This is a genomic window from Nonomuraea sp. NPDC050691 (genome assembly GCF_040654455.1).
Taxonomy (GTDB): domain Bacteria; phylum Actinomycetota; class Actinomycetes; order Streptosporangiales; family Streptosporangiaceae; genus Nonomuraea.
In genome coordinates, this window is sequence record NZ_JBFAIA010000119.1 from 1 (window position 1) to 26,329 (window position 26,329).

Annotated in this window: 21 protein-coding genes; 5 read left to right on the forward strand and 16 right to left on the reverse strand. The window is 71.2% G+C overall.

What is annotated here, in order from left to right:
* Nucleotides 1-311: 311 nt before the first annotated feature.
* On the forward strand, nucleotides 312-1,874 hold the full coding sequence (locus AB0H81_RS31145) for a serine hydrolase domain-containing protein (protein WP_358381680.1): 1,563 nt from the start codon (nucleotides 312-314) through the stop codon (nucleotides 1,872-1,874).
* A 244-nt stretch (nucleotides 1,875-2,118) separates the two neighbouring features.
* On the opposite strand, the gene AB0H81_RS31150 is transcribed toward AB0H81_RS31145, so the two are convergent.
* The 13 genes from AB0H81_RS31150 to AB0H81_RS31210 all read right to left on the reverse strand — a co-directional run bounded on the left by AB0H81_RS31150 (nucleotide 2,119) and on the right by AB0H81_RS31210 (nucleotide 16,355).
* Nucleotides 2,119-3,465 (reverse strand): adenylate/guanylate cyclase domain-containing protein, encoded by a 1,347-nt coding sequence (locus AB0H81_RS31150; RefSeq protein ID WP_358381682.1) that lies wholly within the window; start codon nucleotides 3,463-3,465, stop codon nucleotides 2,119-2,121.
* A gap of 24 nt (nucleotides 3,466-3,489) precedes the next feature.
* Nucleotides 3,490-3,921 (reverse strand): TIGR03668 family PPOX class F420-dependent oxidoreductase, encoded by a 432-nt coding sequence (locus tag AB0H81_RS31155; protein ID WP_358381684.1) that lies wholly within the window; start codon nucleotides 3,919-3,921, stop codon nucleotides 3,490-3,492.
* Nucleotides 3,922-4,035: 114 nt separating this feature from the next.
* Nucleotides 4,036-4,482, reverse strand: coding sequence for a MarR family winged helix-turn-helix transcriptional regulator (locus tag AB0H81_RS31160; protein ID WP_358381686.1), 447 nt, complete (start codon nucleotides 4,480-4,482; stop codon nucleotides 4,036-4,038).
* Between the two features lie 70 nt (nucleotides 4,483-4,552).
* Nucleotides 4,553-6,016: a multicopper oxidase domain-containing protein gene (locus tag AB0H81_RS31165; protein WP_358381688.1), complete on the reverse strand. Its 1,464-nt coding sequence runs from the start codon at nucleotides 6,014-6,016 to the stop codon at nucleotides 4,553-4,555.
* Nucleotides 6,017-6,159: 143 nt separating this feature from the next.
* Nucleotides 6,160-7,353, reverse strand: coding sequence for a hypothetical protein (locus AB0H81_RS31170; protein WP_358381690.1), 1,194 nt, complete (start codon nucleotides 7,351-7,353; stop codon nucleotides 6,160-6,162).
* A complete protein-coding gene (locus tag AB0H81_RS31175; protein WP_358381692.1) occupies nucleotides 7,350-7,877 on the reverse strand; it encodes a SigE family RNA polymerase sigma factor in 528 nt (175 codons plus the stop codon). Before AB0H81_RS31175 ends, AB0H81_RS31170 begins: the two co-directional genes overlap by 4 nt.
* A 494-nt stretch (nucleotides 7,878-8,371) precedes the next feature.
* Nucleotides 8,372-9,379 carry a sugar phosphate isomerase/epimerase family protein gene (locus AB0H81_RS31180; protein WP_358381694.1) on the reverse strand — a complete coding sequence of 336 codons (1,008 nt, stop codon included), beginning with the start codon at nucleotides 9,377-9,379 and terminating at the stop codon, nucleotides 8,372-8,374.
* Complete coding sequence (locus tag AB0H81_RS31185) at nucleotides 9,376-10,557, reverse strand: Gfo/Idh/MocA family oxidoreductase (protein ID WP_358381696.1); 1,182 nt, start codon at nucleotides 10,555-10,557, stop codon at nucleotides 9,376-9,378. Before AB0H81_RS31185 ends, AB0H81_RS31180 begins: the two co-directional genes overlap by 4 nt.
* Before the next feature lie 11 nt (nucleotides 10,558-10,568).
* The gene (locus AB0H81_RS31190; RefSeq protein WP_358381698.1) at nucleotides 10,569-11,630 is read right to left on the reverse strand and encodes a substrate-binding domain-containing protein; all 1,062 of its coding nucleotides are present in this window, start codon (nucleotides 11,628-11,630) and stop codon (nucleotides 10,569-10,571) included.
* Nucleotides 11,627-12,619 (reverse strand): ABC transporter permease, encoded by a 993-nt coding sequence (locus AB0H81_RS31195; protein WP_358381700.1) that lies wholly within the window; start codon nucleotides 12,617-12,619, stop codon nucleotides 11,627-11,629. The genes AB0H81_RS31190 and AB0H81_RS31195 overlap by 4 nt, the downstream gene beginning before the upstream one ends.
* Nucleotides 12,619-14,160 (reverse strand): sugar ABC transporter ATP-binding protein, encoded by a 1,542-nt coding sequence (locus AB0H81_RS31200; protein ID WP_358381702.1) that lies wholly within the window; start codon nucleotides 14,158-14,160, stop codon nucleotides 12,619-12,621. The genes AB0H81_RS31195 and AB0H81_RS31200 overlap by 1 nt, the downstream gene beginning before the upstream one ends.
* Nucleotides 14,161-14,174: 14 nt before the next feature.
* Nucleotides 14,175-15,332 carry an ROK family transcriptional regulator gene (locus AB0H81_RS31205; RefSeq protein WP_358381704.1) on the reverse strand — a complete coding sequence of 386 codons (1,158 nt, stop codon included), beginning with the start codon at nucleotides 15,330-15,332 and terminating at the stop codon, nucleotides 14,175-14,177.
* Nucleotides 15,333-15,482: 150 nt separating this feature from the next.
* Complete coding sequence (locus AB0H81_RS31210) at nucleotides 15,483-16,355, reverse strand: SDR family oxidoreductase (protein ID WP_358381706.1); 873 nt, start codon at nucleotides 16,353-16,355, stop codon at nucleotides 15,483-15,485.
* Between the two features lie 181 nt (nucleotides 16,356-16,536).
* Here AB0H81_RS31210 and AB0H81_RS31215 point away from each other — a divergent pair, with 181 nt between their 5' ends.
* On the forward strand, nucleotides 16,537-17,595 hold the full coding sequence (locus AB0H81_RS31215) for a dihydrodipicolinate reductase (RefSeq protein WP_358381708.1): 1,059 nt from the start codon (nucleotides 16,537-16,539) through the stop codon (nucleotides 17,593-17,595).
* 61 nt (nucleotides 17,596-17,656) lie between these two features.
* On the opposite strand, the gene AB0H81_RS31220 is transcribed toward AB0H81_RS31215, so the two are convergent.
* A complete protein-coding gene (locus AB0H81_RS31220) occupies nucleotides 17,657-18,724 on the reverse strand; it encodes an MBL fold metallo-hydrolase (protein ID WP_358381710.1) in 1,068 nt (355 codons plus the stop codon).
* A gap of 45 nt (nucleotides 18,725-18,769) precedes the next feature.
* Here AB0H81_RS31220 and AB0H81_RS31225 point away from each other — a divergent pair, with 45 nt between their 5' ends.
* Nucleotides 18,770-19,621 carry a glutathione S-transferase C-terminal domain-containing protein gene (locus tag AB0H81_RS31225; RefSeq protein ID WP_358381712.1) on the forward strand — a complete coding sequence of 284 codons (852 nt, stop codon included), beginning with the start codon at nucleotides 18,770-18,772 and terminating at the stop codon, nucleotides 19,619-19,621.
* Between the two features lie 31 nt (nucleotides 19,622-19,652).
* Here AB0H81_RS31225 and AB0H81_RS31230 read toward each other — a convergent pair whose 3' ends face one another.
* Both AB0H81_RS31230 and AB0H81_RS31235 read right to left on the reverse strand, forming a co-directional pair.
* Nucleotides 19,653-20,936, reverse strand: a complete 1,284-nt coding sequence (locus tag AB0H81_RS31230; protein WP_358381714.1) for an MFS transporter — start codon at nucleotides 20,934-20,936, stop codon at nucleotides 19,653-19,655.
* Entirely contained in the window at nucleotides 20,933-21,553 is a 621-nt protein-coding gene (locus AB0H81_RS31235; RefSeq protein WP_358381715.1) for a MarR family transcriptional regulator, read from the reverse strand. Before AB0H81_RS31235 ends, AB0H81_RS31230 begins: the two co-directional genes overlap by 4 nt.
* Before the next feature lie 96 nt (nucleotides 21,554-21,649).
* Between AB0H81_RS31235 and AB0H81_RS31240 the strand changes: the two genes are divergently transcribed.
* Together AB0H81_RS31240 and AB0H81_RS31245 are read left to right on the forward strand one after the other, a co-directional pair.
* Nucleotides 21,650-22,321 (forward strand): phenylalanine--tRNA ligase beta subunit-related protein, encoded by a 672-nt coding sequence (locus tag AB0H81_RS31240; protein WP_358381717.1) that lies wholly within the window; start codon nucleotides 21,650-21,652, stop codon nucleotides 22,319-22,321.
* A 204-nt stretch (nucleotides 22,322-22,525) separates the two neighbouring features.
* Nucleotides 22,526-26,215 carry a multifunctional oxoglutarate decarboxylase/oxoglutarate dehydrogenase thiamine pyrophosphate-binding subunit/dihydrolipoyllysine-residue succinyltransferase subunit gene (locus tag AB0H81_RS31245; protein WP_358381719.1) on the forward strand — a complete coding sequence of 1,230 codons (3,690 nt, stop codon included), beginning with the start codon at nucleotides 22,526-22,528 and terminating at the stop codon, nucleotides 26,213-26,215.
* The last annotated feature ends 114 nt before the right edge of the window (nucleotides 26,216-26,329 follow it).

Sequence of the window (26,329 nt, forward strand, 5' to 3'; positions counted from 1 at the left end):
CGCGTCACCAACGCCCTCAAGAACGACGGCACCGCCGAACTCGACATCCACGCCACCACCTCCAACGGCGACATCACCGCCCGCAGCCTGTGACCCGCAGCCTCCGAGGGACGAACGGCCCCGGTTCATCCGTGCCTGGGACGAGCTGTCCTGGGACGGCAGGCCCAGGACAGCGTGACGCTCACGCCGTCCTGGGCGTGCTTGGGGTCGAGGGTTGACTTTCGTCAGGGGTCCGGGTGGACGGACGGCCGATGTCGCGGCCGGCCCCGACCTCTAGGTTCTCCGGGGTAGCACCCCGAACGGAGCACCCAGTGAAGATCTTTTCCCTCGCCCTCGCCGTGGTGACGGGCCTGGCCGTACCGTCCGCACCTGCGGCGACCTCGGAGAGGCCCCCCGCGTCACTCACCCCGGCCGCCATCGACGCGTACGTCAGCCGCGCCCTCGACAAGACGGGCCTCCCCGGCCTGTCCGTCGTCGTGACCCACGGCGACCGGATCGTCCACGCCGCCGGCTACGGCCACGACTCCGAGGGCAGGCCGGTCACCGCCGGCACACCCATGCGGGTGGCCTCGGTGACCAAGTCGTTCACCGCCATGGCCGTGATGATCCTCGTGGAGGAGGGCAAGCTCGCCCTCGACAGGCCCGTGGCCGAGCAACTGCCGGAACTGCGCATGGCCGACCCGCGTGCCAAGACGATCACCGTACGGCACCTGCTGAACCAGACGTCCGGTCTGTCCGACACCACGACCGACATCCGCGACCTGGACACGGCCGCCTCGCTCAAGGAGTACGCCGCCAAGCTCGGCGACGCCACGCTGCGCGCGGCGCCCGGCACGCACTGGGAGTACTGCAACGTCAACTACAACCTGGCGGCCCGGCTGGTGGAGGTGGCCAGTGGCCGCGCCTTCGGCGACTTCATGAGGGAGCGGGTGTTCGGGCCGCTCGGCATGCGCTCCAGCGCCGTCAGCGACCGGGCGGTCCGGCCGGCCGACGGGTACAACTCGGTGTACGGCCTCTGGCTGCCGCGCCCCGAGCTGCCCGCGTTCCTGGACGGCAGCGGCAGCGGCGGCGTCATCACCACGGCCGCCGACATGGGCCGCTGGCTGATCACCCAGAACGGCAGGGGCCGCCGCCTCGTCGGCCCGGCGAGCCTGGCCGCCATGCACACCCCGGGCAAGGTGCGCGAGTACGGCATGGGCTGGGGCATCGACGACGAGACCAGGCGGCTCACGCACTCGGGCAACCTGTTCACGTACACCGCCGTCGAGACGATCGTCCCGGAGACGGGATACGGCTTCGCGGTCATGACGAACAGCGCGAGCCTGACGGACGACACGTTCGCCATCGCCGGTGGGCTCGCCGACCTGAGCGAGGGCACGCCACCGGAGGTGCCCGGGGGCGACAGGCAGCTGTTCGAGCTGGTGCTGGGAGTGATCGCACTGGTGGCGGCCGGACTCGGGGCCCTGGGGGCGGCCCGCTCCCGCCGCTGGGCCGCCCGACGACTCGCCTCGAGGACGCAGGACGCCACGAGGTCGTCGAAGAGGACACGACGACCGGCCACACGAACGTCGCAGGGCCGGTCGAGGGGAACGTCGCAGGGCCGGTCGCAGGGATCGTGGCGGGCCGGGCTGCGCCTGGTGCCGGTGCTGCTGCCCTCGACGCTGCTGGCGGCGTACCCGGACCTGGTCTCGTTCCTGATGAACGGCCGGACGGTCACGTGGGCGCAGCTCACGTACTTCGCGGCGCCGCTGACGATCACCCTGGTCGTGGCGGCCGTGGCGGGCCTCACGACGGCCGCCTTCCGCCTCGCCCGCTACCGTGCGCTGTCCCGCACCCCACTCACCACGACGCCCGCCGACACCGCGAAGCGCTGACCCGCGATCAGGATGGTGTCACCATGCCCTTTGGGCGGGTAGGGCTGGATCAGGGTCCGGAGCGACTCCGCGAGATGGAGCACGTTGAACACCGCGCTCATCCCCTTGGGCGAATGGGGACAAGAGCACATGAAGACCAACGAAGCCATCCAGGCGGCGGAAACCGTCCCCGCAGCCTCCAGATCGACCGCCAACGCCTGTTCTTCAGGATGCGGCCAGCGCCAGAGCTCATCTCCTGGTTACGTCAGCCCTCGTAGTACGTCATCTCCACCCCCGACACGGTGCGCCGCACCGCCTCGAACCCCGCCACGTCGGCATGGTCGCCCAGGGCTGCGTGATCACCCACGGCTGCGTGGTCGACCAGGGCGGTGTGCACGGCCTCGCTCAGGTGGACGCGGCCGGGTGTGCCGAGGTCCTGCGCCATCTTGGAGGCGAGGTTGACCGGGGCGCCGGCGATGTCCCAGCCGCCGCCGGGTGTGCGGCCGGCGAGCACCGGCCCGGCGGCCACCCCGATCCGGCCCACGATCTCCCGCTCGGCGAGCCCCGTACGCAGCGCCAGCGCGAAACGCACGGCCGGCACGGGCTCGTCGAACAGGTAGATGCCCAGCGGCCCGGCGACCTTGATCTCGACGGCTCCCTCCGGCGGCAGGAGGCTCAGGCCGACGTCCCGCATCGCCGCCGACAGCGACAGCCCTCTCAGCAGCTCCACCTCCGGCGTGTCGGCGGGGGCGGCGCTCCGCTCGATCAGGACCACGGTGCGCTCGCGCAGGTGCTCGGCGGCGAGCCGTTCGGCCAACTCGGCGTCGCCGGGGCGGGAGTCGAGCAGCAGCAGGTCGGCGTAGAAGGCGCCGGAGTAGGGGATGGGGTAGTGCTCCTGGCCGGTGGACCCCGGCTCGCCCGGCCACCCCTCGGCCGCCCAGGTCTCGCCGAGCCCGGGAATGGCCAGGCGGGGACCGTCGAGCACCTGGTAGACGGGCCCGACCAGGCCGCCGATCCCGTCTTTGCGGGCCAGCGCGAAGGGGTGACCTTGGGGCAGCCGGTCCACCACGGCCTGCGTCACCGCGATCTCCCCGCCCTCGGTGTCGTTCTCGGCGAACTCCTCGGCAGCGTCGGCCTCCGCCCCGTACAGCCCGCCCGACAGCTCGTAGTAGGACCCGAGGTGCACGCCGATCCCGATGCGGACCTCGCAGTGGCGCCCGATCTCGTCCTGCGCCGTCAGCAGGGCGGACAGCAGCGTGGACGCCTCCACCGCATCCGGATGGAACAGCTGCGCGTTGTCGGCCGCCCACACCCCGACCGCGCGCCCGCCGGCGGCCCTGGCGCACGCGTGCAGGATCCGCTTCGGCCGGTCGATGAGCGCCAGCACCTCCAGCAGCCCGAGCCGCTGGCTGAGCCGGGTGAGCCCGGCCGAGTCGGACACCACGGAGTATCCGCGCACCTCGTGGCGGCTCAGCAGGCGGCGCGCCTCGCCGGCGGTGCGGTCGGAGGCGCGCCACTGCTCGACGAGGAACAGCGGCAGGCCGGCGGCGACGTCGCGCGGGGTGTCGAAGCCGCCCGGGGTGAGCGGGCCGGCGGGGGGTTCGTAAGCCACCCCGCCACTTTACCTCACCGTGAGTCAACGTTCACATGCGCTTGGTGACGACGACCATCCGGACCAGCGCGTCACGTCCACGAGGATGACCGGCCCGGCAGGTGGGATCCGCCGGTACTGCTCGTACTTCCCCGCGAGCGCCTCCGCCGCCTCACCGCTCCCGGTGGCGTCCGGGTCGAGGACGCGGGCCGTGCCGTCGGCGCGCACCCACCACAGCCGCGTCCAGTCGTCGTCGTAGTGATCGGCGAGGAGGGTCACCCGGGGGTTCGCCCGGATGTTGCGCAGCCGCTTCAGGTCGGTGGTCGTCTTGGACTTGTGGTCGACCGCGATGACGATCCGGTCGCCGGTCAGGGCGAACGTGACGGGCACCAGGTGCGGCGCGCCGCCGGGGCCCACGGTGGCGAGGCGGGCGACGCGCTGTCCGCCGAAGAGCCGGCGCGCCTGGTCGGCGTCCATCTCCTCATCCTCCCCGTCTCCCTTGCCGTACCCCCGGGCAGGACGCCCTTCCCCGCCGTACCCCCAGGCAGAGTGCCCGGCCAAGGTCCCAGCTGGGAGGACGCCCGCTCGGGCTCAGCCCGGAGGGAGTCCACCGAAGGCGGCTCGTACGGCGTCGGCGATCCGGCGCTGGATCGGGTCCGCGTCCGGCCCGAACAGCCGCTCGTCCACGCCCTCCACGGCCTTCATCGCCTCCCCCATCAGCCGCGCGCCCTCCGGTGTGAGCTCCAGCGTGGACGCCGACCCGGCCCTCGCCTTCCCGTCCCGTACGAGCCCGGACCCCGCCAGCGCCTTCACCGCCGTGTGCACGCTCTGCACGGTGATGCCCGACATGCGGGCCAGGTCGCTGAACGACGCCCCGGGCACCCCCGCGATGTGCCCGAGCAGCCCCAGCCTGCTGACCGTCAGCCCGAGCGGCGCGAGCGTGGCGCCCAGCTCGGACTCGATGCGGTGCGCCAGCGTGAGCAGCACGATGGAGGGACTGGTCGCCGGCGGACTCGGACGGGCGCTCTCGGTGGTCACTCCCCCAGTCTCCCGCAGTGCGCCGCCCTCGCCGGAGGCAGCCGGCCGGCCTGTGGCCTGGAGAGCCTGCTCAGTGTCCTCCTATGTGCGCGGGGATGGAGAGACTGACTTGGTTCTCGGTGCCGGGTTCGACGATCACGAACTGACCCATCATGCCGGAGTCCTCGTGGCGGAGGATGTGGCAGTGGTACATGTACGGCGAGACGGGGTCGGTGTAGCGGCCGAACTGGACTGCGAGGCGTACGACGCTCTTGGAGGGCACGTAGACCGTGTCCTTGTGGCCGGTGGCGTAGGGGGGCGGCGCGGAGCCGTCCATCTCCAGCACCTGGAAGGCGACCTCGTGGATGTGGAAGTTGTGCGAGTAGACGTTGTTCTCGATCTCCCAGATCTCGACGGCGCCTGCCGGCACCACCTCGTCGATGCGTGTCATGTCCATGGCTTTGCCGTTGATGGCGTCGTGGCCGCTGAGCTTGAAGCGCCGTACCTTCGCACCGGCGGGTGCGGTGATGGCCGCCGGGGAGGCGAGGCGGGCGGGGACCGCGGGAGCCGGCTTGAGCTGCTTGGCGGCGATCAGCTTCAGCAGGTCGAAGTCTCCTTCGCCGATGTCGACGCCGTTGTCGGCGGTGCGCAGGATCACCTGCTCGCCGGGGGCGAAGGCCACGATGATCTCCACGCGCTCGCCGGGTGTGAGGGAGAGAGTCTCCACCTCGACCGGCGCGCCGAGGAGGCCGCCATCGTTGGCAATGACGTGGAAGCTGCGCTTGTCGGCGAAGGCCAGGTTGTACATGCGGGCATTGGAGCCGTTCAGGACGCGGAAGCGCACGCGCTCGGTGGTGACCCTCAGGTGGGGGTTGTAGGTGCCGTTGACGAGGATGTGGTCACCGAGGATACCGAAGGTGCCCTTGAGCGGGTCCCCGTCGAAGGAGCCGTCCGGGGCGAACTTCTTGTCCTGCAGGATCAGCGGGATGTCGTCGATGCCGTAGTCGGCCGGCAGGTCGAGATCGAGGTCGTCGTCGAGGATGAACATCCCAGCCAGGCCTCGGTAGACGTGCTCAGCCGTCGCGCCGTGGGGATGCGGGTGGTACCAGGAGGTGGCCGCGGGCTGGTCGATCGTCCAGTGCGGCATCCAGACGGCGCCCGGCTCGATGGGCTGGTGCGGACCGCCGTCCATCCGAGCCGGCAGGCGCATGCCGTGCCAGTGCACGGTGCTGAGCTCCGAAAGTCCGTTGCGCACGGCCATCTTGACCTTGTCGCCACGGCTCGCGCGCAGCGTGGGGCCGAGGAAGGCTCCGTTGAAGCCCCAGGTGGGCGTCCGCTTGCCGGCCAGGATCTGTGTCCGGCCCGCCTGCATGGACAGCTCGAAGCGCCGTACACCGTCCTTGCCCGACTTGGGGTTGAGCAGCGGGGGCACCCGCAACGGAGTGCCGAAATCGATCTCCGGTCCGGGGGAGGCCGGATCCACTGCGGGGTCGGAGCTACAGGCCGCTGCCAGAGCGGACAGCGCCGCGGCCGTGAGGAACTGACGTCGATGCACGAGCGCACACTGTAGCGATCTATCCCGTTTGCCATGAATCGCCCGGCTTGGCGAAGGGGGCGCGCCCGAGCGCCGAAACGCGCGGAGCGCACCCCACGTGAGGACCGTGCCGTTCCCAAGTCTCCCGGCCCTGTTTCTTCCCGTCACAGGGTCCCGGGGAAGCCGGGCAGAACTAGCTCGAAGAAGCCCTGGGCGGTGTAGGTGGCGAGCTTCCTGGCCTTGCCGGTCTCGACGTTCACCGCGTACGCCGTGAACGGAGCGTATGGAGGGTCGAAGGACGAGGCAGGGGCGTCGTCGCTCTCGTTGCATGTGAAGGGCGTGGCGAGGGCGGTGATCTCCTGAGGACCGGCCCAGCTGCGCAGATGGACGAAATTGGCCGTCATGGACAGGCCCCGCACGGGAACCCTTCGGAGCACCTTGCCGGTTTCCCGGTCCAGGTGCACGAGGGCACCGCCGCTTCTCACGCACCCGCTGCCGGTCACCTTCACGCTCTCCACCGCGACGACCGTCCGCCCGTCGGGACCGAGCCCGCCGACCTGATAGTGGCCGGTGACATCGACAGTCCTGGCGTTGCCCGCCGTGGACGTCCGCCAGAGGTGGCTGATGGTCTGCAGCCGCGTCTTGGGGGCGTACTTCGCCAGGGTGATCGTGTCGCCGTCCGGGGACAGGCCGATGGGGTCCCAGTCGTTGGGCAAGAACCTGACCATGCGCTCGCGCATGTCGAACAGCATGGCCGGGTCCTTCAGCGCCGGCGCCTTGCTGAAGGCCACGAACCGGCCGTCGTCCGACAGCAGGAGCTGGGCGATGCTGCCGAGCCACTGCCTGGGCACCTTGGTCGGAGCCAGGAGCACCGCTCCGGAGGTGAGGTCGCGCACCGCGAAAGTCCCGGCCTTGGCGTCGTAGTAGGCCACCTTGCGGCCGTCCCTGCTGATCGCCAGGGGGCTTGTCCGGAGCCCGGAGGAGCCACCACGCAGGGCCTGCCCCACCCGGTAGGTCTTGCCGTCCCGGGTGACCACCCGCCAGCCGCCGTTCACACACCCGGACGGCGCCTCGCCGTCCTCCGGCCGGCAGAACGTCGCGTAGGCGTGGCTCAGCGGCCCCACCCCGCGCGCCGGCAGGTCGGTCACCGTCCCGGGTCGGGCGGCGGCATCCGGCTCCGCCGGCAGCAGTCGTACGGCGGCGGTCGCGGCGAGCGCGACGGCGACGACCGAGGCCGTCGCCACGACGGGGGCGGCCACGCGCCGCCGCCGCTCACGGGCCCTGATCGTCCGCTCCGTCAGGTCCACCTGGGGCGCGTCGTCGGCCATGTCGTCCAGAACCGCTCGCAGCCAGGTCATCGGTGCGCCTCCTCCAGATTCTCCATGTCGGCGAACTTCGGCGCGAGCTCCGGCGCCAGCGCCCGCAACCGGGCGAGCGCGTCGTGGGCCTGGCTCTTGACCGTGCCGATCGAGCAGTTCAGCAGCTTCGCGGTGTCGTGCTCGGTGAGGTCCTCGTAGTAACGCAGAACGATCACCGCCCGTTGCCTGGGTGGTAGCCGCGCCAGCGCCTGCCGCATGGCGAGCCGGATGATCGTGGACTCCTCGCTGGAGTGCGCCCGTTCCGGCGGCTCGGCGCTCGGCAGCTCGGCCGTCCTGACCAGCCGACGACGCCAGGAGATGTACTGGTTGACCAGCGCCTTGCGGGCGTAGGCCTGAGGGCTGGCGACGTGCGCGAGCTCGGACCAGCGCCGGAGCACCTTGATCAGCACGCTTTGCAGCAGGTCCTCGGCAAGGTGGGCGTCCCCTGTGAGCAGATACGCCGTCCGCATCAGCGACTGCTGGTGGGCGGCCATGAACTCACGGAAGCTGTCATTGGGGTCCAAGATGACTCCTCTCGCCCGTTAACGACGCCGGCGAAAGGGTGAATGGTTGGGTCGGGATCAGCCCTCGTCTCACATGGTGATCTCGTCGGCCCCTGTCCCCCAGATCGTGTACACCTCCTTCGCGAGGCGTCCGGAAACGTCACCATCGAGTCGCTGCCGTCAGCCCCGTCGCGGAGTCACCAGCGAGCCGGCCGGACCATGGGGGAAAGCCAGGCGAACGGCGGTGTCCTCGACCACAGCGGCAGCGGATCGCCGCGGCACGGAACACGACCTGCGCCCGCATCCACTCGGCAACGGACACAGGAATGTTCTCTCTGCCGATCCGCAGCAGCGGAGCCCCTCGCCTCAGGGGCGAAGCCCCGGGGACAGAACGCCCGAGCGTCAGCGAGGACCATGCCCTCGAGAGGGGCGAAGGGGGCGCGCCCGAGCGCCGAAACGCGCGTAGCGCGCCCCCTCCCGTGAGGACCGTGCTGTGAAGCTCCCGAAGCCGAGGCTCAGGTGGTGGAGAAGGCGGCGTCGAACGAGGTCGCCGGTGGGGTGATGGAGTTGAGCCGGCGGATGTAGCCCAGCGCCTCCTTGGCCCCGTCCAGGCGGTCCATGCCCGCGTCCTCCCACTCGATGGAGATGGGCCCGTTGTAGCCGATCGAGTTGAGCGCCCGGAAGCAGTCCTCCCACGGCACGTCGCCGCGGCCCGTCGAGACGAAGTCCCAGCCGCGTCGCATGTCGGCCCACGGCAGGTGCGAGGAGAGGCGGCCGCGGCGGCCGTCGCCGACCCGGACGCGGGTGTCCTTGCAGTCCACGTGGTAGATGCGGTCGGCGAAGTCGAGGATGAACGCCACCGGGTCGAGGTCCTGCCAGACCATGTGGGACGGGTCCCAATTCAGGCCGAACGCGGGCCGGTGGCCGATGGCCTCCAGGGTGCGCTGCGTCGTCACGTAGTCGTAGGCGATCTCGCTGGGGTGGATCTCGTGCGCGAACCGTACGCCGGCCTCGTCGAAGACGTCGAGGATGGGGTTCCAGCGGTCGGCGAAGTCCTGGTAGCCCGCGTCGATCATGGAGGCGGGCACCGGCGGGAACATGGCGACCGTGTGCCATATCGACGAGCCGGTGAAGCCCACGACGGTGTCGACGCCGAGCAGGGCGGCGGCGCGCGCGGTGTTCTTCATGTCCTCGGCCGCCGCCTGCCGCACCGACTCCGGGTCGCCGGAGCCCCAGATGCGGGCGGGCAGGATGGCCTTGTGGCGTTCGTCGATGGGGTGGTCGCAGACGGCCTGGCCGACGAGGTGGTTGGAGATGGTCCACACCTTGAGGCCGTGCTTGTCGAGCTGGGCGCGCTTCTGCTCGACGTACGACGGGTCGGAGACCGCCTGGGCGACGTCGAAGTGGTCGCCTGAGCAGGCGATCTCCAGGCCGTCGTAGCCCCATTCGGCGGCGAGCCGGCACACCTCCTCGAACGGCAGGTCGGCCCACTGGCCCGTGAACAACGTGACCGGTCTCATCATGCGTCCTCTCCGAGTGATACGTCCTCGACGACCGTGTAGCGGCTGGCGTCGGCGGCGCTCCGCTCGACCGCGGCGAGGACGCGCTGCACCCGCAGGCCGTCGGCGAACGACGGGGCGGGATCGCGGTCCTCGGCGATCGCCTCCAGGAAGTCCTTGATCTCGTGGGTGAAGGTGTGCTCGTAGCCGAGGCCGTGGCCGGGGGGCCACCAGGCTCCGGCGTACGGGTGTCCGGGCTCGGTGACGAGGATCCGGGTGAAGCCGGAGTCGCCCTCGCTGACCCAGAGCTCGTTCATGGCCTCGAAGTCGAAGGCGAGGCTGCCGAGCGAGCCGTTGAGCTCGATGCGCAGCGCGTTCTTGCGTCCGGTGGCGAAGCGGGTGGCCTCGAACGAGGCGAGCGCGCCGCCGGAGAGCCGGCCGATGAACAGGGCGGCGTCGTCCACGGTGACGGCGCCCGTGGCGGTACTCCCCGCGCCTCCGGTGGCGGCCAGTCCGGCCGACTCCTCCGCCAGGGGACGCTCCTTCACGAACGTCTCCGTGAGCGCCGAGACGCCGACCACGCGCTGCCCGGCGACGTACTCGGCGGTGTCGATGATGTGCGCGCCGATGTCGCCGAGCGCGCCGGAGCCGGCCTTGTCCTTCCGCAGCCGCCACACCAGCGGGAAGCCCGGGTCCACGATCCAGTCCTGCAGGTACTGCGCCCGCACGTGCCGGATCTCGCCGAGCCGGCCCTCCTCCACGTACCGGCGGGCCAGGGCGATGGCGGGCACCCGGCGGTAGTTGAAGGCGACCATGTTCCGGCCGGGCGCCGAGGCCGCGGCGCGGACCATGGCCTCGGCCTCGGCGACGGTGTTGGCCAGCGGCTTCTCGCAGATGACGTGCTTGCCCGCCTCCAGCGCGGCGATGGCGATCTCGGCGTGGGAGTCGCCGGGCGTGCAGATGTCGACGATCTGCACGTCGTCGCGTTCTACCAGCTTCCTCCAGTCGGTCTCCACGTCGGCCCAGCCGAGCTGGGCCGCGGCGGCGGACGTGCGCTCCCTCGACCTGCCCGCCAGCACCGCCATGCGCGGCGCGAGCGGCAGGTCGAAGAAGGCCCCCACGCTCCGCCAGGCCTGGGAGTGGACGCGGCCCATGAAGGCGTGGCCGACCATGCCCACGCCGATGCCGATCTTTTCTGACATGCAGCCCCCGATCAGGACTCGAAGCCGAGTGGCAGGTACTTCTCGACGTTCTCCTTGGTAATGGTCTCCGACGCGAGCGTGATGGACTGCGGAACTTGGTTCTCCACGAGGTCACTCATGCCCTTCCCCTGGGCGATGAGCCGGGCGAGTTTGATCGCCGAGGAGGCCATCGTGGGGCTGTACGTGACCGTCGCCTCCAGCACGGACGAGCCGGACTGGATCTCCTTCATGGCGTTGAGCGAGCCGGCGCCGCCGACCATGAAGAACTCCTTGCGTCCCGCCTCCTTGATGGCGGCGAGCACGCCGATGCCCTGGTCGTCGTCGTGGTTCCACAGGGCGTCGATCTTCTTGTGCGCCTGGAGCAGGCTGGTCGCCACCTGGTTGCCGGTCTCGACGGTGAACTTGGCGTCCTGCTTGGCGGTCACGCTGAAGCCGTACGTCTTGAGCGCGTCGGCGAACCCCTTGCTGCGGTCCTGGGTCAGCGGGAGGGTGGCGATGCCCTGGATCTCCAGGATGACCGGGTTCGTGACGCCCTTGTCCTTGAGCTTCTTGCCGATGTAGTGGCCGGCGGCGACGCCCATGCCGTAGTTGTCGCCGCCGATCCAGGTGCGGTAGGCCAGCTTGTCGGGGAAGACGCGGTCGAGGTTGACGACCGGGATGCCGGCCTTGGTGGCCTGGAGGGCGACCTGGTTGAGCTGCTGGCCGTCGTTGGGCAGGATCACCAGCGCGGCGACCTTGGCCGCGATGAGCGACTCGACGGCGGAGATCTGCTGGTTGATGTCGTTGGTGGGCTCGACGGGCTTGAAGTCGACGTCGGTGTACTGCTTGGCGGCCGCCTCGGCGTTCTTGGCGATGGCGGCGATCCAGCCGTGGTCGGCGGCGGGGGCGGAGAAGCCGATGGTCACCTTGGTGCCGGGCTGGTCGTTGCCGCCGGACGCCGGGGCGGGCACGGGGGCGGCGCTGGCGGCTGGGGCGGCCGACGGCTCGTTGCTGGTACAGCCGGCGGTCGCTAACAGGGCGGCTCCGCCGAGTCCGCCGACGAGGAATCCGCGGCGCGCGACTTTGTCGGTCATGGCGTTCTCTCCTTCAGGTTCCGCCGCTGGAGCAGCACGGCGACGACGATGATCAGGCCCTTGGCGATGAGCTGGTCGCTGGTGTTGAGGCCGTTGAGGATGAACAGGTTGGTGATGATGGTGAAGATCAGCAGGCCGAGGATGGAGCCCACGATGGTGCCGCGCCCGCCGGTCAGCAGCGTGCCGCCGATGATCACGGCCGCGATGGCGTCCAGCTCGTACAGGTCGCCGTGCGTGGAGGAGCCGGTGGTGGTGCGGGCCATGATGAGGATCGCGGCGATGCCGCAGCACAGGCCGGACAGCGCGTACAGGAGCATGGTGTGCCGCCGCACGTCGATGCCGGCCAGGCGGGCCGCCTCGGGGTTGCCGCCCACCGCGTACGTCCGGCGCCCGAACGTGGTGCGGTTGAGCAGGACCCAGCCGAGGACGACGACGAGGGCGAAGACGTAGACGAGCAGCGGCACGCCGAGCACCCGGGTGGTGGCGAGGTCCACGATGGCCTGGTTGTCGGCGCTGACGAGCTGGGTCCTGCGGTCGGACATGCGCTGGGCGAGGCCGCGCGCGGCGACGAGCATGGCCAGCGTGGCGATGAACGGCACCAGCCGCCCGTACGCGACGAGCAGCCCGTTGACCAGCCCGGCCCCGGTGCCGACGAGGAGGGCGCAGATCGCCATGACGACCGGCCCGAACTCCTGCGTGGCCACGGTCGTCGCCCACACCGAGGCCAGCGCCATGACGGCGCCCACGGACAGGTCGATGCCGCCGCCGATGATGACGAAGGTCGCGCCGACGGTGATGACGCCGATCGTGGCGGCCAGCGACAGGATGCTGACCAGGTTGTCGGCGGTGGCGAAGGCGGCGGGCCGGGTGACGAGGCCGACGGCCACGAGCAGCGCGAGCGCCACGAACAGGCCCAGGTGCCGCAGCTCGAAGGAGCGGGGGACGGCCGTCGCGGGAGCCTCCGCGACCGTTCTTCCTGCTTCCGCCATCAGGCGGCCCTCCCATTCATGATCATGTCGAGGACGCGGTGCTCGTCGAGGTCGCCGGCGTCGCCCTGGTGGATGACCGTCCCCTCGCGCAGCACGAGGACGCGGTCGGCCAGGCCCAGCACCTCCGGAACCTCGCTGGAGACGAGCAGCACGCCGATGCCGTCCTCGGCCAGGCGGCGGATGACGGTGTACAGCTCGGCGCGGGCGCCCACGTCCACGCCGCGGGTGGGCTCGTCGAGCAGCAGCAGCCGGCGCCCGCCGAGCAGCCAGCGGGCGAGCACGGCCTTCTGCTGGTTGCCGCCGGACAGCGTCTTGACCGGGCGCTCCGGGTCGCGGGGCCGGATGTCGAGCGCCTCGGCCAGCCGGGTGGCCTCCGCGCGTTCGCGGGCCCGGTCCAGCCAGCCGAGCCTGGCGAACCCGGATAAGCCGCCCAGCGTGATGTTGGCGGTGACGCTCTGGTCGAGGAGCAGCGCCTGGGCCTTGCGCTCCTCGGGGGCCAGGCCCATGCCGAGCCGTACGGACTCGACGACGCCGCCGCGGCGCAGCGCCCGCAGGGGGCCGTCCCGCCGTACGGACTGGAGGAGGCCGGCGCGGCGGACCGGACGGCCGCCCACCTGCACGTGGCCGGTGGCGCGGCGGGCGCCGTAGACCGCCTCCAGGATCTCCGAGCGGCCGGAGCCGACCAGGCCGGCCAGCCCGACGATCTCGCCCGCGCGCACCGAGAACGACACTCCCGCGAAGGCGCCGGGCGCGGACAGGTCCTCCACGCGCAGCACCTCCTCGCCGGGAGTCCGGGTGGCGCGGGGCGGGAAGACGTACTCGACGTCGCGGCCGGTCATCAGCGAGACGATCTCGGAGGTGGGCGTCTCACGGGCGGGCAGGCCGACGGCGATCGTGCGGCCGTCCTTGAGGACGGTGACGCGGTCGCCGATCTCGCGGATCTCCTCCATCCGGTGGGAGATGTAGACGACGGCGACGCCGCGGGCGGTGAGGTCGCGGATGATGCGGAACAGGTTGGCCACCTCGTCGTGGGCGAGCGCGGCGGACGGCTCGTCCATGACGATGAGGCGGGCCTCGCGCGAGAGGGCGCGGGCCATGGACACGATCTGCTTGGCCGCCGGGGCGAGCCGCCCGACCTCGGTGGACGGCCGGATCTCGGGGTGACCGAGCCGGGCCAGCACCTCGCCGGCCGCCCGGTTGGCGGCGCGGCGGTCGGTGAAGCCGAGGCGGGCGTGCTCGTGGCCGAGGAAGATGTTCTCGGCCACGGTGAGCCCGTCGACGAGGTCGAGCTCCTGGTAGATGGTGGCGATGCCGAGCCGGATGGCGTCCACGGGGCTCGCGGGGGCGGCCGGGGCGCCGTTCAGCTCGATCGTGCCCTCGTCGGGCCGGTGGGCTCCGGCGAGGACCTTGATCAGGGTGGACTTGCCGGCGCCGTTCTGTCCGAGCAGGCAGTGCACCTCGCCGGCCCGCACGTCCAGGTCCACGCCGTCGAGCGCGCGAACGCCCGGGAACTGCTTGACGATTCCCCTCATGACCAGCATCGGGGTCTCTCCTGTCAGGCGTTGACGATCTTGTTGATGTTGTCGGGTGACAGGTAGTGCTCGATCGCCAGGAGGCCGGCGCCGAGAGCGGCGGCGTCCTCCCCGGTACGACTCGGCACGATCGACAGGTGGTGGGTGGCCAGCGGCAGCGACCTGCGGTAGACGGTCTCCCTGATCCCGGCGAGCAGGTGCTCGTGGACCCGGGACAGGACGCCGCCGATGACGATGACCTCGGGGTTGAAGAAGTTGACCAGCCCGGCCAGCACCTCGCCGATGTGCCGGCCGGCCTCCCTGACCAGCCGCAGCGCCCGCGTGTCGCCGCCCTGGACGAGCGCCACCACGTCGGCGCCGCTCGTGGCGGGCACGCCGAGCTCGGTGAGCCTGCGCGCCAGCGCCGCTCCCCCGGCCACGGCCTCCAGGCAGGCGCTGTTGCCGCAGCGGCAGCCCGCGTCGTCGTGGCCGGACACCCGGATGTGGCCGATGTCGCCCGCCGACCCCTGGGCGCCGCGGTGCAGCCGTCCCTCCGCCACGATGCCGCAGCCGATGCCGGTGCCGACCTTGACGAACAGCAGGTGGCTGGTGCCGGGGAAGGCGTTGCGGTGCTCGCCGAGCGCCATCACGTTGACGTCGTTGTCGACGAGGACGACGCAGTCCTTGAAGTGCTCGGGGATGGGGTAGTCGTTCCAGCCGGGCATGATCGGCGGGTTGTTCGGCCGGCCGGTGGCGTACTCGACCGGCCCCGGCACCCCCATGCCCAGCGCCCGCAGCGCGGACCTCGGCCGGCCCGCCTCGGCGAGCAGCAGGTCGAGGCGCCGCTCGACGTGGGCGAGGACGGTCTCGGGGCCCTCGGTGACGAGGAGCGGGTCCTCGCACTCGGCGAGCACCTCGCCCGAGATGTCCATCAGCGCGACCCGGCAGTGGGTGGCGCCCACGTCCACGCCCGCGAAGGCGTGGCCGTCGGTGTGCAGCCGGAGCTGGCGGGGCGGCCGGCCGCCGGTGGACTCGCCGCTCTCGGTCTCCTCGACGAGGCCGTTCTCGATGAGGGCGTCGACGCGCTGGGAGATCGTGGAACGGGCGAGGCCGGTGAGCCGGGCCAGGTCGGATCGGGTCGTCGCGGAGCCCGCGCTGATGAGGGTCAGCACGTCCCCGGGCGAGCCCGGAGCGGGGGTCATGCCGTGACCTTAAGAGCGGTTGCCACACGAATCAAGAGCAAATTTCGTCTCAAGTCGGCTATCTTCCGCCGAACATCGAACAAAGAGGATCCGCGCATAACGAAAGGGCCCCTCCTGGCGGAGGAGCCCTTGCGGGAGATCAGCGAACCGTCAGAGCATGGCCTTCATCGAGTCGGCGGCCGTGAGGACGTACGGCTGCTCGGCCATGACCGCCCCCCAGTTGTCCGCCACCGCCTCCGGCGTGAGGTCGTCCGAGCGCCAGCCCGGCCCCTCGGCCACCATGACCCGCGCCACCTTGCCGCCCCCGACCGTGAACACCTCGCCGCTGACCTCGCACGAGTCGTGGACGAGGTAGGCGACGAGGGCGCTGACCCGCTCGGGCGTGAACTTGGCCTCGAACTCGGCCGGCAGCAGCGAGTCCGTCATGCGCGTCCAGGCGACCGGGGCGATGGCGTTGGCCTTGATGCCGTTGCGCGCGCCCTCGATGCCGAGCGTCTTGGTCAGGCCGACCAGGCCCATCTTGGCGGTCGAGTAGTTGGCCTGGCCGAAGTTGCCGAACAGGCCGGCGGGGCTGGAGGTGTTGACGACGCGGCCGTAGCCGGCCTCCTTCATGTACGGGTACGCCGCGCGGGAGACGAGGTACGAGCCCCGGACGTGGACGGCGAGCACCGCGTCGAACTCCTCGACCGTCATCTTGCCGAACGAGCGGTCACGCAGAATGCCCGCGTTGTTGACGACGATGTCGACCTTGCCGTAGGCGTCGACCGCGGCCTGGACGATGGCGTTCGCGCCCTCCGGGGTGGCGACGTTGTCGGCGTTGGCGAGGGCCTGGCCGCCGTTCTTCGTGATGAGCTCCACCACCTCGGCGGCGGGACCGGCGGAGGCGCCGCTGCCGTCCAGCGCGCCGCCGAGGTCGTTGACGACGACCTTGGCGCCCCGCTCGGCCAGCAGGAGCGCGTGCGACCTGCCGAGGCCGTGCCCGGCCCCCGTGACGATCGCCACCCTGTCATCGAACCGAAGCATCGAACCTCCAGCGCAGGAGAACAAACTTCTAGTACGAGTACGATAACCCGCGTCCGGGCGGGCGCAACCGTGACTGATCGTCGCGGATAGTGATCGGTCGCTTGTTTTTCTGCTAGAGTTGCGGGCTCCCAAGGCGAGGGTCTGCCTCGCCATTCCCTCCATCGGGCCTGGGAGGCCGGACATGCCGGTGAACGCGCCCATCCGCGTGGTCCAGTGGGCCACCGGTTCCATCGGCCGCTACGCGTTACGCAGCGTGCTCAGCAGGCCGGGACTCCAGCTGGCGGGCGTCCTGGTGTACGACCCCGACAAGATCGGCAAGGACGCGGGCGAGCTCGTCGGGCTGCCGCCCACGGGCATCACCTGCACCGACGACGTCGACCGGATCCTGGCCCTCGACGCCGACTGCGTGCTCCACATGCCGCTGCCGGCGTTCTACTTCGGCACCGACCAGACCTCCGACGTCGAGACCATCTGCGCCCTTCTCGCCTCGGGCAAGAACGTCATCACCACCACGGGCTTCGTCTACCCCAAGTCGTACGGGCCCGGCGTGGTCGAGCGCGTCGAGACGGCCTGCGCCGCCGGCGGCTCCACCCTGCACGGCACCGGCATCAACCCGGGCTTCATGAGCGACTTCCTGCCGCTGGCGCTGACCGGCCTGTCCGACCGGGTCGACCACATCTACGTGCGGGAGTCGTCCGATTTCCGGGGCCATCCGTCGCGGCAGGTCGTCGTGGACCTGGTCGGGTTCACCCGCTCGGCCAAGGACTACACGGCCGCGGTCCGGCCGTACCGGATGTTCCAGCGCTCGCTCTTCGCCGAGAGCGTGCAGCTCGTCGCCGACGCGCTCGACGTGCGGCTGGACGAGGTCGAGGAGAGTGACGACTTCGAGCTCGCGACGCGCGAGTTCGAGATCGCGGCCGGCACGGTCAGGGAGGGCACGGTGTGCGCCTCGCGCTGGGTCTTCTCGGGGCTGGTGCGCGGGCGGCCGTTCATGACGATCGAGGTGGTCTACAAGGCCGACGCGGCACGGGTGCCGCGCTGGCCCGATCCGGGGTTCGTGCTGCACATCGAGGGGGTGCCGCACATGACACTGTCGGTGGACGAGGTCTCCCACGGTCCTGCCGCCGCCGCGGCGCACGCCATCAACGCCGTCCCGGCGGTCTGCGCCGCTCCCCCGGGCATCCGCACCCTGCTCGACCTGCCGTTCGCCACCGGCCGGGGCCGGGTCCGGCTGCGCTGAGCGCGCCGCCGCCCCCGCGATGCCCGGGCGTCCGTACGGGCATCGCGGTGACGGGCGGCGTTCAGCGGCCGGCGAGGTGCCAGCGCTCCGGCTCGCCGGGAACGCACGCGACGCGGCCCCGCTCGGCCAGCCAGACCAGGTGCGCCAGCGTCTCGTTCGTGGCGGCGCGGCGCGCGAAGGCCTGGAACGTCTCCCACGGCCGCGACCAGGTCAGCCGGGTGGCCGCCTCCCAGCAGGTCAGACCGCCGGTCGCGGCCCCGACGACCTGCTCGACCTCCGCCAGCCGCTCCTCGTGGTGCGCTGTCACGTGGTCCACCCGCCCGGTCAGGTCGCGGAAGCGGTACTCGTGGGCCGGCAGCACCTCCTCCACGTCCAGCTTGCGCACCGCGGCCAGCGAGTCGAGGTAGTCGGCCAGCGGATTCGGCCGCGACTGGGGGTGGACGGCGACGATCGGGGTGATCTTGGCCAGGACGTGGTCGCCGGAGAACAGCAGCCTGCGCGACGGCGAGACGAAGCACAGGTGGCCGGGCGAGTGACCGGGCGTCCACAGCGCCCGCAGGTCCCATCCGGGCAGGTCCAGCCGGTCACCGTCCTCGATGAGCCGGTCCGGGCGCACCGCCGACACCAGGTGCCTGATCGACATGGACGCCCCGGCCAGCTCGTCCACGGTCTCGCCGGGCACGCCCGAACGGGCGAGCATCTCCCGCTCGCGCCGCACGAGGGAGTCCACGACCTCGTCGTCGTAGCGCTCGCGGATGAGGGCGGCGTCGGCCGGGTGCAGGCCGATCCACGCCCCGGACGCCTCCCTGACCCGTCCGGCCAGCCCGTAGTGGTCGGGGTGGATGTGCGTGACGAGCACCGCCCGCACGTCCGCGATCCCGTGGCCGGCCACGCCGAGGCCCGCGACCAGGGCGTCGTACGCCTCGTCGGTGTTCCAGCCGGCGTCCACGATCGCCACGCCGCCGGGCAGCTCCAGGACGTAGACCAGCACGTACCGCAGGGGGTTGATCGGAATCGGCACCGGCACGGACCACAACCCGGGCCCCACCCGCTCGACCTCCGGGACCACGCCCTTCCGCCACGCGTCGTACTGGGCCGGGCTGGAGGGATTCACCACGAACTTCGCCATGGGTCCGATTGTCCAGCTATTTCCGAACCATGTTCTACTGGGGGGATGAAGCCGGCACGCGAGACCACCGGCGACGGGCGCTTCGCCCGCCAGCCGAACCGTTTCACCGAGCGCCTCGGGCCGCCCGAGCCCGGCAGGTACCGGCTCTACGCCTCCTACGCCTGCCCGTGGGCGCAGCGGGTGCTCATCGTCCGCCGCCTGCTCGGCCTGGAGGACCTGCTCGACGTGACGATCGTCGACCCGATCCGCGACGAGAAGGGCTGGCGAGTGCCGGGCGGCGACCCCGAGTACCTGTCGGAGCTGTACCTCGCCAGCGACCCGGACTACCAGGGCCGCTACACCGTCCCGGCGATCTGGGACGCCGCCGAGGGCCGCATCGTCACCAACGACTTCCCGCGGATCACGCTCGATCTGGAGACGTCCTGGTCCGCCACCCCGGACCTGTACCCCGAGCGCCTGCGGCCGGAGATCGACGCGCTGAACGAGCGGATCTACCACGGCCTCAACAACGCGGTCTACGAGGCGGGGTTCGCCCGGTCGCAGGCCGCCTACGAGGAGGCCGTGGCGCGTGTCTTCGCCACGCTCGACGAGCTGGAGGAACGGCTCGCGGCGGGCTCGCCGTACCTGTTCGGCGACGAGCTGACGGAGAGCGACGTGCGGCTGTACACGACGCTGGCCCGCTTCGACGCCGTCTATTACGGCCACTTCAAGTGCTCGGTGCGGCGCCTCGTCGACTACCCGGCGCTGTGGGCGTACGCCCGCAGGCTGTACGCCATCCCGGCCTTCGGTGAGACCACCGACTTCGACCACATCAAGCGCCACTATTACATGACGCATCCCCACATCAATCCGAGCCGGATCGTCCCGGTCGGCCCCGCGACCGACTGGAGCCTCTGAGCATCAGGCTCCGAGCGTCAGGCGCTGAGCGTCAGGCCGAGGCGGCGCGCTCCGGCTCCACCACCGCGACCCCGCCCGGCCGGAGGGCGGGCAGCCGGGCGAACAGCAGCGACGAGGCGGCCATCAGCGCGGCCGCCAGTCCCCACGCGACGCCCGTCCCGGCCCCGGTGGCCAGCACGCCGAGGCCCACGTTCGACATCGCGCCACCGGCCTGGAGGGCCAGGGAGCTCGTGGAGGCGACCGTGGTGCGCTCCGCCGCGGTCACCGCGCGGTGGGTCATCTCCAGGGACAGCATGCTCGTGATGCCCAGGCCCGCGTACATGACGACGTACGCCGCGCCCGCGGCCGCCAGCCCGGCGGGGCCGCCCGTCTCGGCGGTGGCGGCCAGCGCGCCGAGCGACAGCGCGGCCAGCACGACGCCGAGGGCCGCGCCGCGCGCCGGTCCCCGGGCCAGGCGGGCCGCCCGGGGCGCGATCGCGCTGCCGGCCGAGCTGCCCGCGAAGCCCAGGGCCGCGACCAGCGCGTACGCCGTACTGCCCAGCTCCGCCGTACCCGCCAGCCGGGCCAGGCGGCCGGGGGTCAGCAGTTCGACGGCGGTCAGCGCCACGCCCGCCACCAGGCAGTACACCGTCAGGCGGCGCAGCACACCGTGGCCGGTCGCCAGCCGCAGCCCGGTCAGCACGGTCGCGGGCACGGCACGCAGCGTCTCGCCCAGCGACGCCCGCCGGTGCGACGGCTCGGGCAGCGCGAGCAGCACCACCGCCAGCAGCATCGCCGCCGCCACCGCTCCGAGCAGCGGCGGCACGGCCAGCGGCTCCACCGTGCCCGGGGGCACCATCAGCGGCACGAACCCGCCCGCCAGCACGCCGAGGCAGAGCGCGGCCGACTCCATCGCACCGCCGCTCGACAGCCCCGGCCGCAGGTCGGCGTCCCGGCCCTCCAGGTCGTGCAGGGTGTCGACGTACCAGGCGGTGGCGGGGCCGCTCGACAGCGCCCGCGCCACGCCCTTGAGCACGCCGGTCAGCACGAACATCCAGAACGTCGTGGACATCGCCATCAGCGTCAGCGCCACGACGGTGAACCCGGCCGACACGGCCAGCACCACGCGGCGGCCCACGACGTCGGCCAGCCCGCCGGTGGGCAGCTCCAGGGAGAGGGTGACGACGGAGAAGACGGTGAAGGCCGTGCCGATCTCGGCCAGGCCCAGGCCGCGCTCGGTCATGAGCAGGATCATCGTGGTCATCATGAGGCCGGTCGGCAGCCAGCTCAGGAAGCAGACGACCAGATAACGGCGCAGCGCGGAGCGGGGGGTCATGCGTCCTCCTCGGGGTGCTCGCCGGAGTCCGGGTGCTCGCCGGAGTCGGGGGGCTCGGCGGGGCCGCGGGTCTCGCCGGGGAAGGCGGCGGCCCACAGGTGGACCTTGCGGACCCCGGGGTGCCCGGCGTGGCGGTCTTCCAGCTCGCGGATCAGCTCGGCCGCCCGCCGGTAGAACTCCCGCACGCCCTCGGGGGGCAGCTCGGCCAGGTGGTCGCTCATCCCCGCCGCGGGCAGCCAGTCAGGGTCGGGGGACTCCTCGAACGCCCGCATCCCCCGCACCAGTGCCTCGATCTGGCGGGCCTGCATGATGCGGACCGCCTCCCGGCCCTCGGGGGTGGCGGCCATCCGGACGTTGTCCCAGGAGGTGTAGACGTGGCGGGCGCGCCAGCGGCGCTCCCTGGCGTCACGCTGATCCGGGTCCTCCTCGATGAAGCCGTACCTGGCCAGCACGCGCAGGTGGTAGCTGGTCGACCCGGAGCTCTCCCCCACCACGCGTCCCAGCTCGCTGGCCGTCGCGGGCCCGTCGGTGCGCAGCAGCCCGAGCAGCCGCACCCGCAGCGGATGGGCCACCACCTTCAGCACCCGCGGGTCGCTGATCTCGTAGCTCTCCTCCACCCTCCCGACGGTAGACGGCAAAGCAATTTTTGCAAAGTGAATTTTGCGATCTATCTCGGACAATACAGTGGTCTGAGAGTTCAATACACTGGCTGCATGCTCGACGACATCACCGTGGACGACTCCGTCCTCGCCCTGCGCCCCGACTTCGCCGTTCTGCTCATGACCGCCCACGGGCTGGACAACGGCCCGACCGACGACCGGTCGCGCGGCTGGCTGACCGCCGCCTCCGACCTGCTGACCGTCGAGGGCGAGGAGGAGCGCGAGGTACGGGCCGCCAAGATCGAGGCGTGGCGCGAGGCGTACCGCCTGTTCGGGGCCAAGCCGTCACGCACCCGCCCCTCGGTCGACGCGCTCACCCGCCGCCTGCCTCTGCCGGAGATCAACCAGGCCGTCGACGCGTACAACTCGATCAGCGTGAAGCACGCCCTGCCCATCGGCGGCGAGGACCTCGACCGCTACGACGGCCCGGCGCGGCTGATCCGGGCGACCGGCGACGAGGCGTCGGAGGAGGCACTCGGCACGCCCGACGCCGGCGAGGTGATCTGGCGCGACGACACGGGCGTCACCTGCCGCCGGTGGAACTGGCGTCAGGTGGCCCGCACCCGGCTCACCGAGGAGACGGTCAACGCGCTGTTCATCCTGGAGCGCCTGGAGCCGATGACGCTGGAGGAGCTGAAGGTCGCCGGCGAGGAGCTGGCCGACCTTCTTTCGGAGCTGTCGCCGGGCGTCCGGATCGCCGGCCGGTTGCTGACCGGCGGGAAATAAACCTCTTCCCTTAGCGTTGATATCAAACGGTGATATTTCCCGTATCACCCCCGTTGACTAGGGGTGCGTGACCCCGGCCGACGGTTCGTGGAGGATCCGGCGGGGTGGCGCGCCGACCCGCGCGCGCGTAGCCGGACGGGACGAGTAACCTTGGACAGGTTCTCTAACATCAACGCCGATCTGCGGAAGAGGGCGATTTCCGCCGTGTCGTCTGAGTCGTCGCGGGCAAACCCGCTGGCAAGCTTTGGTCAGAACGAGTGGCTTGTCGACGAGCTGTACCAGAAGTACCTCCAGGATCCAGAGTCGGTGGACAAGGCCTGGTGGAACTTCTTCGCTGACTACAACCCTGACTACGGACCGGGCCGAACCCCGGTCAGGGAGGCGGCGAACGGCACGGCTACCGCGCCTCCCCCGACCCCCACCAAGACGGCGGCTCCCCCGACCCCCGCCGTCAAGACCGTCGACAAGCAGGCCGTCGCGCCCGCCGACAAGGCGGTCGAGAAGCCGGCCCAACCCGCCATGCCGGCGCCCAAGGGCGCCGAGGAGGTCAGGCTCCGCGGGGCCGCGGCCCGCACGGCGGCCAACATGGACCTCTCGCTGGCGGTCCCGACCGCCACCAGCGTCCGCGCCATCCCGGCCAAGCTGCTCATCGACAACCGCATCGTGATCAACAATCACCTCAAGCGGGGTCGCGGCGGCAAGGTCTCCTTCACGCACCTGATCGGCTATGCCATCGTCAAGGCGCTGAAGGCCATGCCGGAGATGAACCACTCCTACACGGAGGTCGACGGCAAGCCGACGCTCGTCAAGCCCGAGCACGTCGGCTTCGGTCTGGCCATCGACGTCCAGAAGAGCAACGGCGACCGCCAGCTCCTCGTGCCGTCCATCAAGGCCGCCGAGCAGATGGACTTCCGCCAGTTCTGGATGGCGTACGAGGAGGTCGTCCGCAAGGCCCGGGCCGGCAAGCTCGGCGTCGACGACTTCACCGGCACCACGATCTCGCTGACCAACCCCGGCACGATCGGCACCGTCCACTCCGTGCCCCGCCTGATGCCCGGCCAGGGCACGATCATCGGCGTCGGCGCGATGGAGTACCCGGCCGAGTACCAGGGCGCCTCCCCCGAGACGCTCTCGCGCCTGGCCGTCTCCAAGGTCATGACGCTGACCAGCACCTACGACCACCGGATCATCCAGGGCGCCCAGTCGGGCGACTTCCTGCGCCAGATCCACCGGCTGCTGCTCGGCGAGGACGGCTTCTACGACGAGATCTTCGAGGCGCTGCGGATCCCGTACGAGCCGGTCCGCTGGGTCCAGGACATCTCGGCCTCGCACGACGACGACGTGGCCAAGTCCGCGCGCGTGATCGAGCTGATCCACGCCTACCGGGTGCGCGGCCACCTCATGGCCGAGACCGACCCGCTGGAGTACAAGCAGCGCAAGCACCCCGACCTCGACATCCAGTCCCACGGCCTCACCCTGTGGGACCTCGAGCGCGAGTTCGCCACCGGCGGCTTCGGCGGCCGGCCGCTGATGAAGCTGCGCGAGATCCTGGGCGTGCTGCGCGACTCCTACTGCCGCACCGTCGGCATCGAGTACATGCACATCCAGAACCCCGAGGAGCGGGCCTGGATCCAGGCGCGGGTGGAGAAGCCGCACGCCTCGCCCGACCGCGAGGAGCAGCTCAACATCCTGTCGCGGCTCAACACCGCCGAGGCGTTCGAGACGTTCCTGCAGACGAAGTTCGTCGGCCAGAAGCGCTTCTCGCTGGAGGGCGGCGAGTCGCTGATCCCGCTGCTCGACTCGGTGATCAGCGACGCCGCCGACGAGGGCCTCGACGAGGTCGTCATCGGCATGGCCCACCGCGGCCGGCTCAACGTGCTGGCCAACATCGTGGGCAAGTCCTACGCCCAGATCTTCGGCGAGTTCGAGGGCAACATCGACCCGCGCACGGCGCACGGCTCCGGCGACGTGAAGTACCACCTGGGCGCCACCGGCGAGTTCAACGCGCCGAGCGGCAAGACCATCACCGCCTCGGTGGTGGCCAACCCGTCCCACCTGGAAGCGGTCAACCCGGTCCTGGAGGGCGTCGTCCGCGCCAAGCAGGACCTCCTGGAGCGCGGCGAGGAGGGCTTCACGGTCCTTCCGGTGCTCATCCACGGCGACGCGGCCTTCGCCGGTCAGGGCGTCGTGGCCGAGACGCTCAACCTGTCGCAGCTGCGCGGCTACCGCACCGGCGGCACCGTGCACGTGGTGGTCAACAACCAGGTCGGCTTCACCACCTCGCCGGCCTCGTCCCGGTCGAGCGTCTACGCGACCGACGTCGCGCGGATGATCCAGGCGCCGATCTTCCACGTCAACGGCGACGACCCCGAGGCCGTGGTCCGCGTCGGGCAGCTCGCCTACGAGTACCGCCAGACGTTCCGCAAGGACGTCGTGATCGACCTCATCTGCTACCGCCGCCGCGGCCACAACGAGGGCGACAACCCCGCCTTCACCCAGCCGCTGATGTACGACCTGATCGACGCCAAGCGCTCGACCCGCAAGCTCTACACCGAGGCGCTGATCGGCCGGGGCGACATCACGGTCGAGGAGGCCGAGCAGGCGCTGCGCGACTACCAGGCCAAGCTGGAGCAGGCGTTCACCGAGACCCGCGAGGCGGCCAAGAAGCCGCTGGAGGCGGGGGCGATGCGCGTGCCGCCCACCGAGGTCGTCAAGTGGTCGCACGACGACACGCCCACGGCGATCAGTGACGAGACGCTCAAGCGCATCATCGACACCCAGCTCAACCTGCCCGAGGGCTTCACGCCGCACCCGCGTCTCGCGCCGGTGATCCAGCGCCGCGGCACGATGGTCGAGCAGGACGCCATCGACTGGAGCACGGGCGAGACGCTGGCCTTCGGCTCGCTGCTCATCGACGGCCACCCGGTGCGCCTGGTCGGCCAGGACTCCCGGCGCGGCACGTTCACCCAGCGCCACGCGGTGCTGGTCGACCGGCTGACCGGGGCCGAGCACACGCCGCTGAAGACCTTCAACCAGGGCACCACGAAGTTCTACGTCTACGACTCGCTGCTCAGCGAGTTCGCGGCGCTCGGCTTCGAGTACGGCTACAGCGTCGTGCGCCCGGACGCCCTGGTCGCCTGGGAGGCGCAGTTCGGCGACTTCGTCAACGGCGCCCAGACGATCATCGACGAGTTCATCTCGTCCGGTGAGCAGAAGTGGGGTCAGAAGTCGGGCGTCGTGCTGCTGCTGCCGCACGGCTACGAGGGTCAGGGTCCCGACCACTCCTCGGCCCGCATCGAGCGCTTCCTCCAGGTGTGCGCGCTCGACAACATGACGGTCGCCCAGCCGAGCACCCCGGCCAACTACTTCCACCTGCTGCGCTGGCAGGTCGAGTCGGGCCGGCACCGCCCGCTGGTGGTCTTCACGCCGAAGTCGCTGCTGCGCCACAAGGCGGCCACGTCCAAGGCGAGCGACTTCACCTCGGGCACCTTCCAGCCGGTCCTGTCCGACACGACCGTCGACCCGGCGAAGGTCACCAAGGTGGTCCTCTGCTCCGGCAGGGTCTTCTACGACCTGGCGGCCAAGCGTGACGAGAGCGGCCGTGACGACGTCGCGATCGTGCGGCTGGAGCGGCTCTACCCGTTCCCGGCCGAGGAGCTGACCGCCGAGCTGGGCCGCTACGGCCAGCAGGCGCAGCTCGTCTGGGCGCAGGACGAGCCGGTCAACATGGGCCCGTGGCCCTACCTCGCGCTGAAGCTGGCCGAGGACCCGCAGCTGCTCGGCGGTCGCCCGCTCAGCCGCGTGTCCCGCCCGGCCAACAGCTCGCCCGCGGCCGGCTCGCACAACGCTCACGACAACGAGTTGCACGAGATGCTCAGCCAGATCTTCGGCTGATCGGCCTCACCCGAAACCCCCGCCGGCGCGCGCCGGCGGGGGTTTCCCGTTGCCGGGCCCCGGCCGGCGCGGGGCGGCGGGGGTTCGAAAGTTTGGGTGTGCCGGCAGATCGGA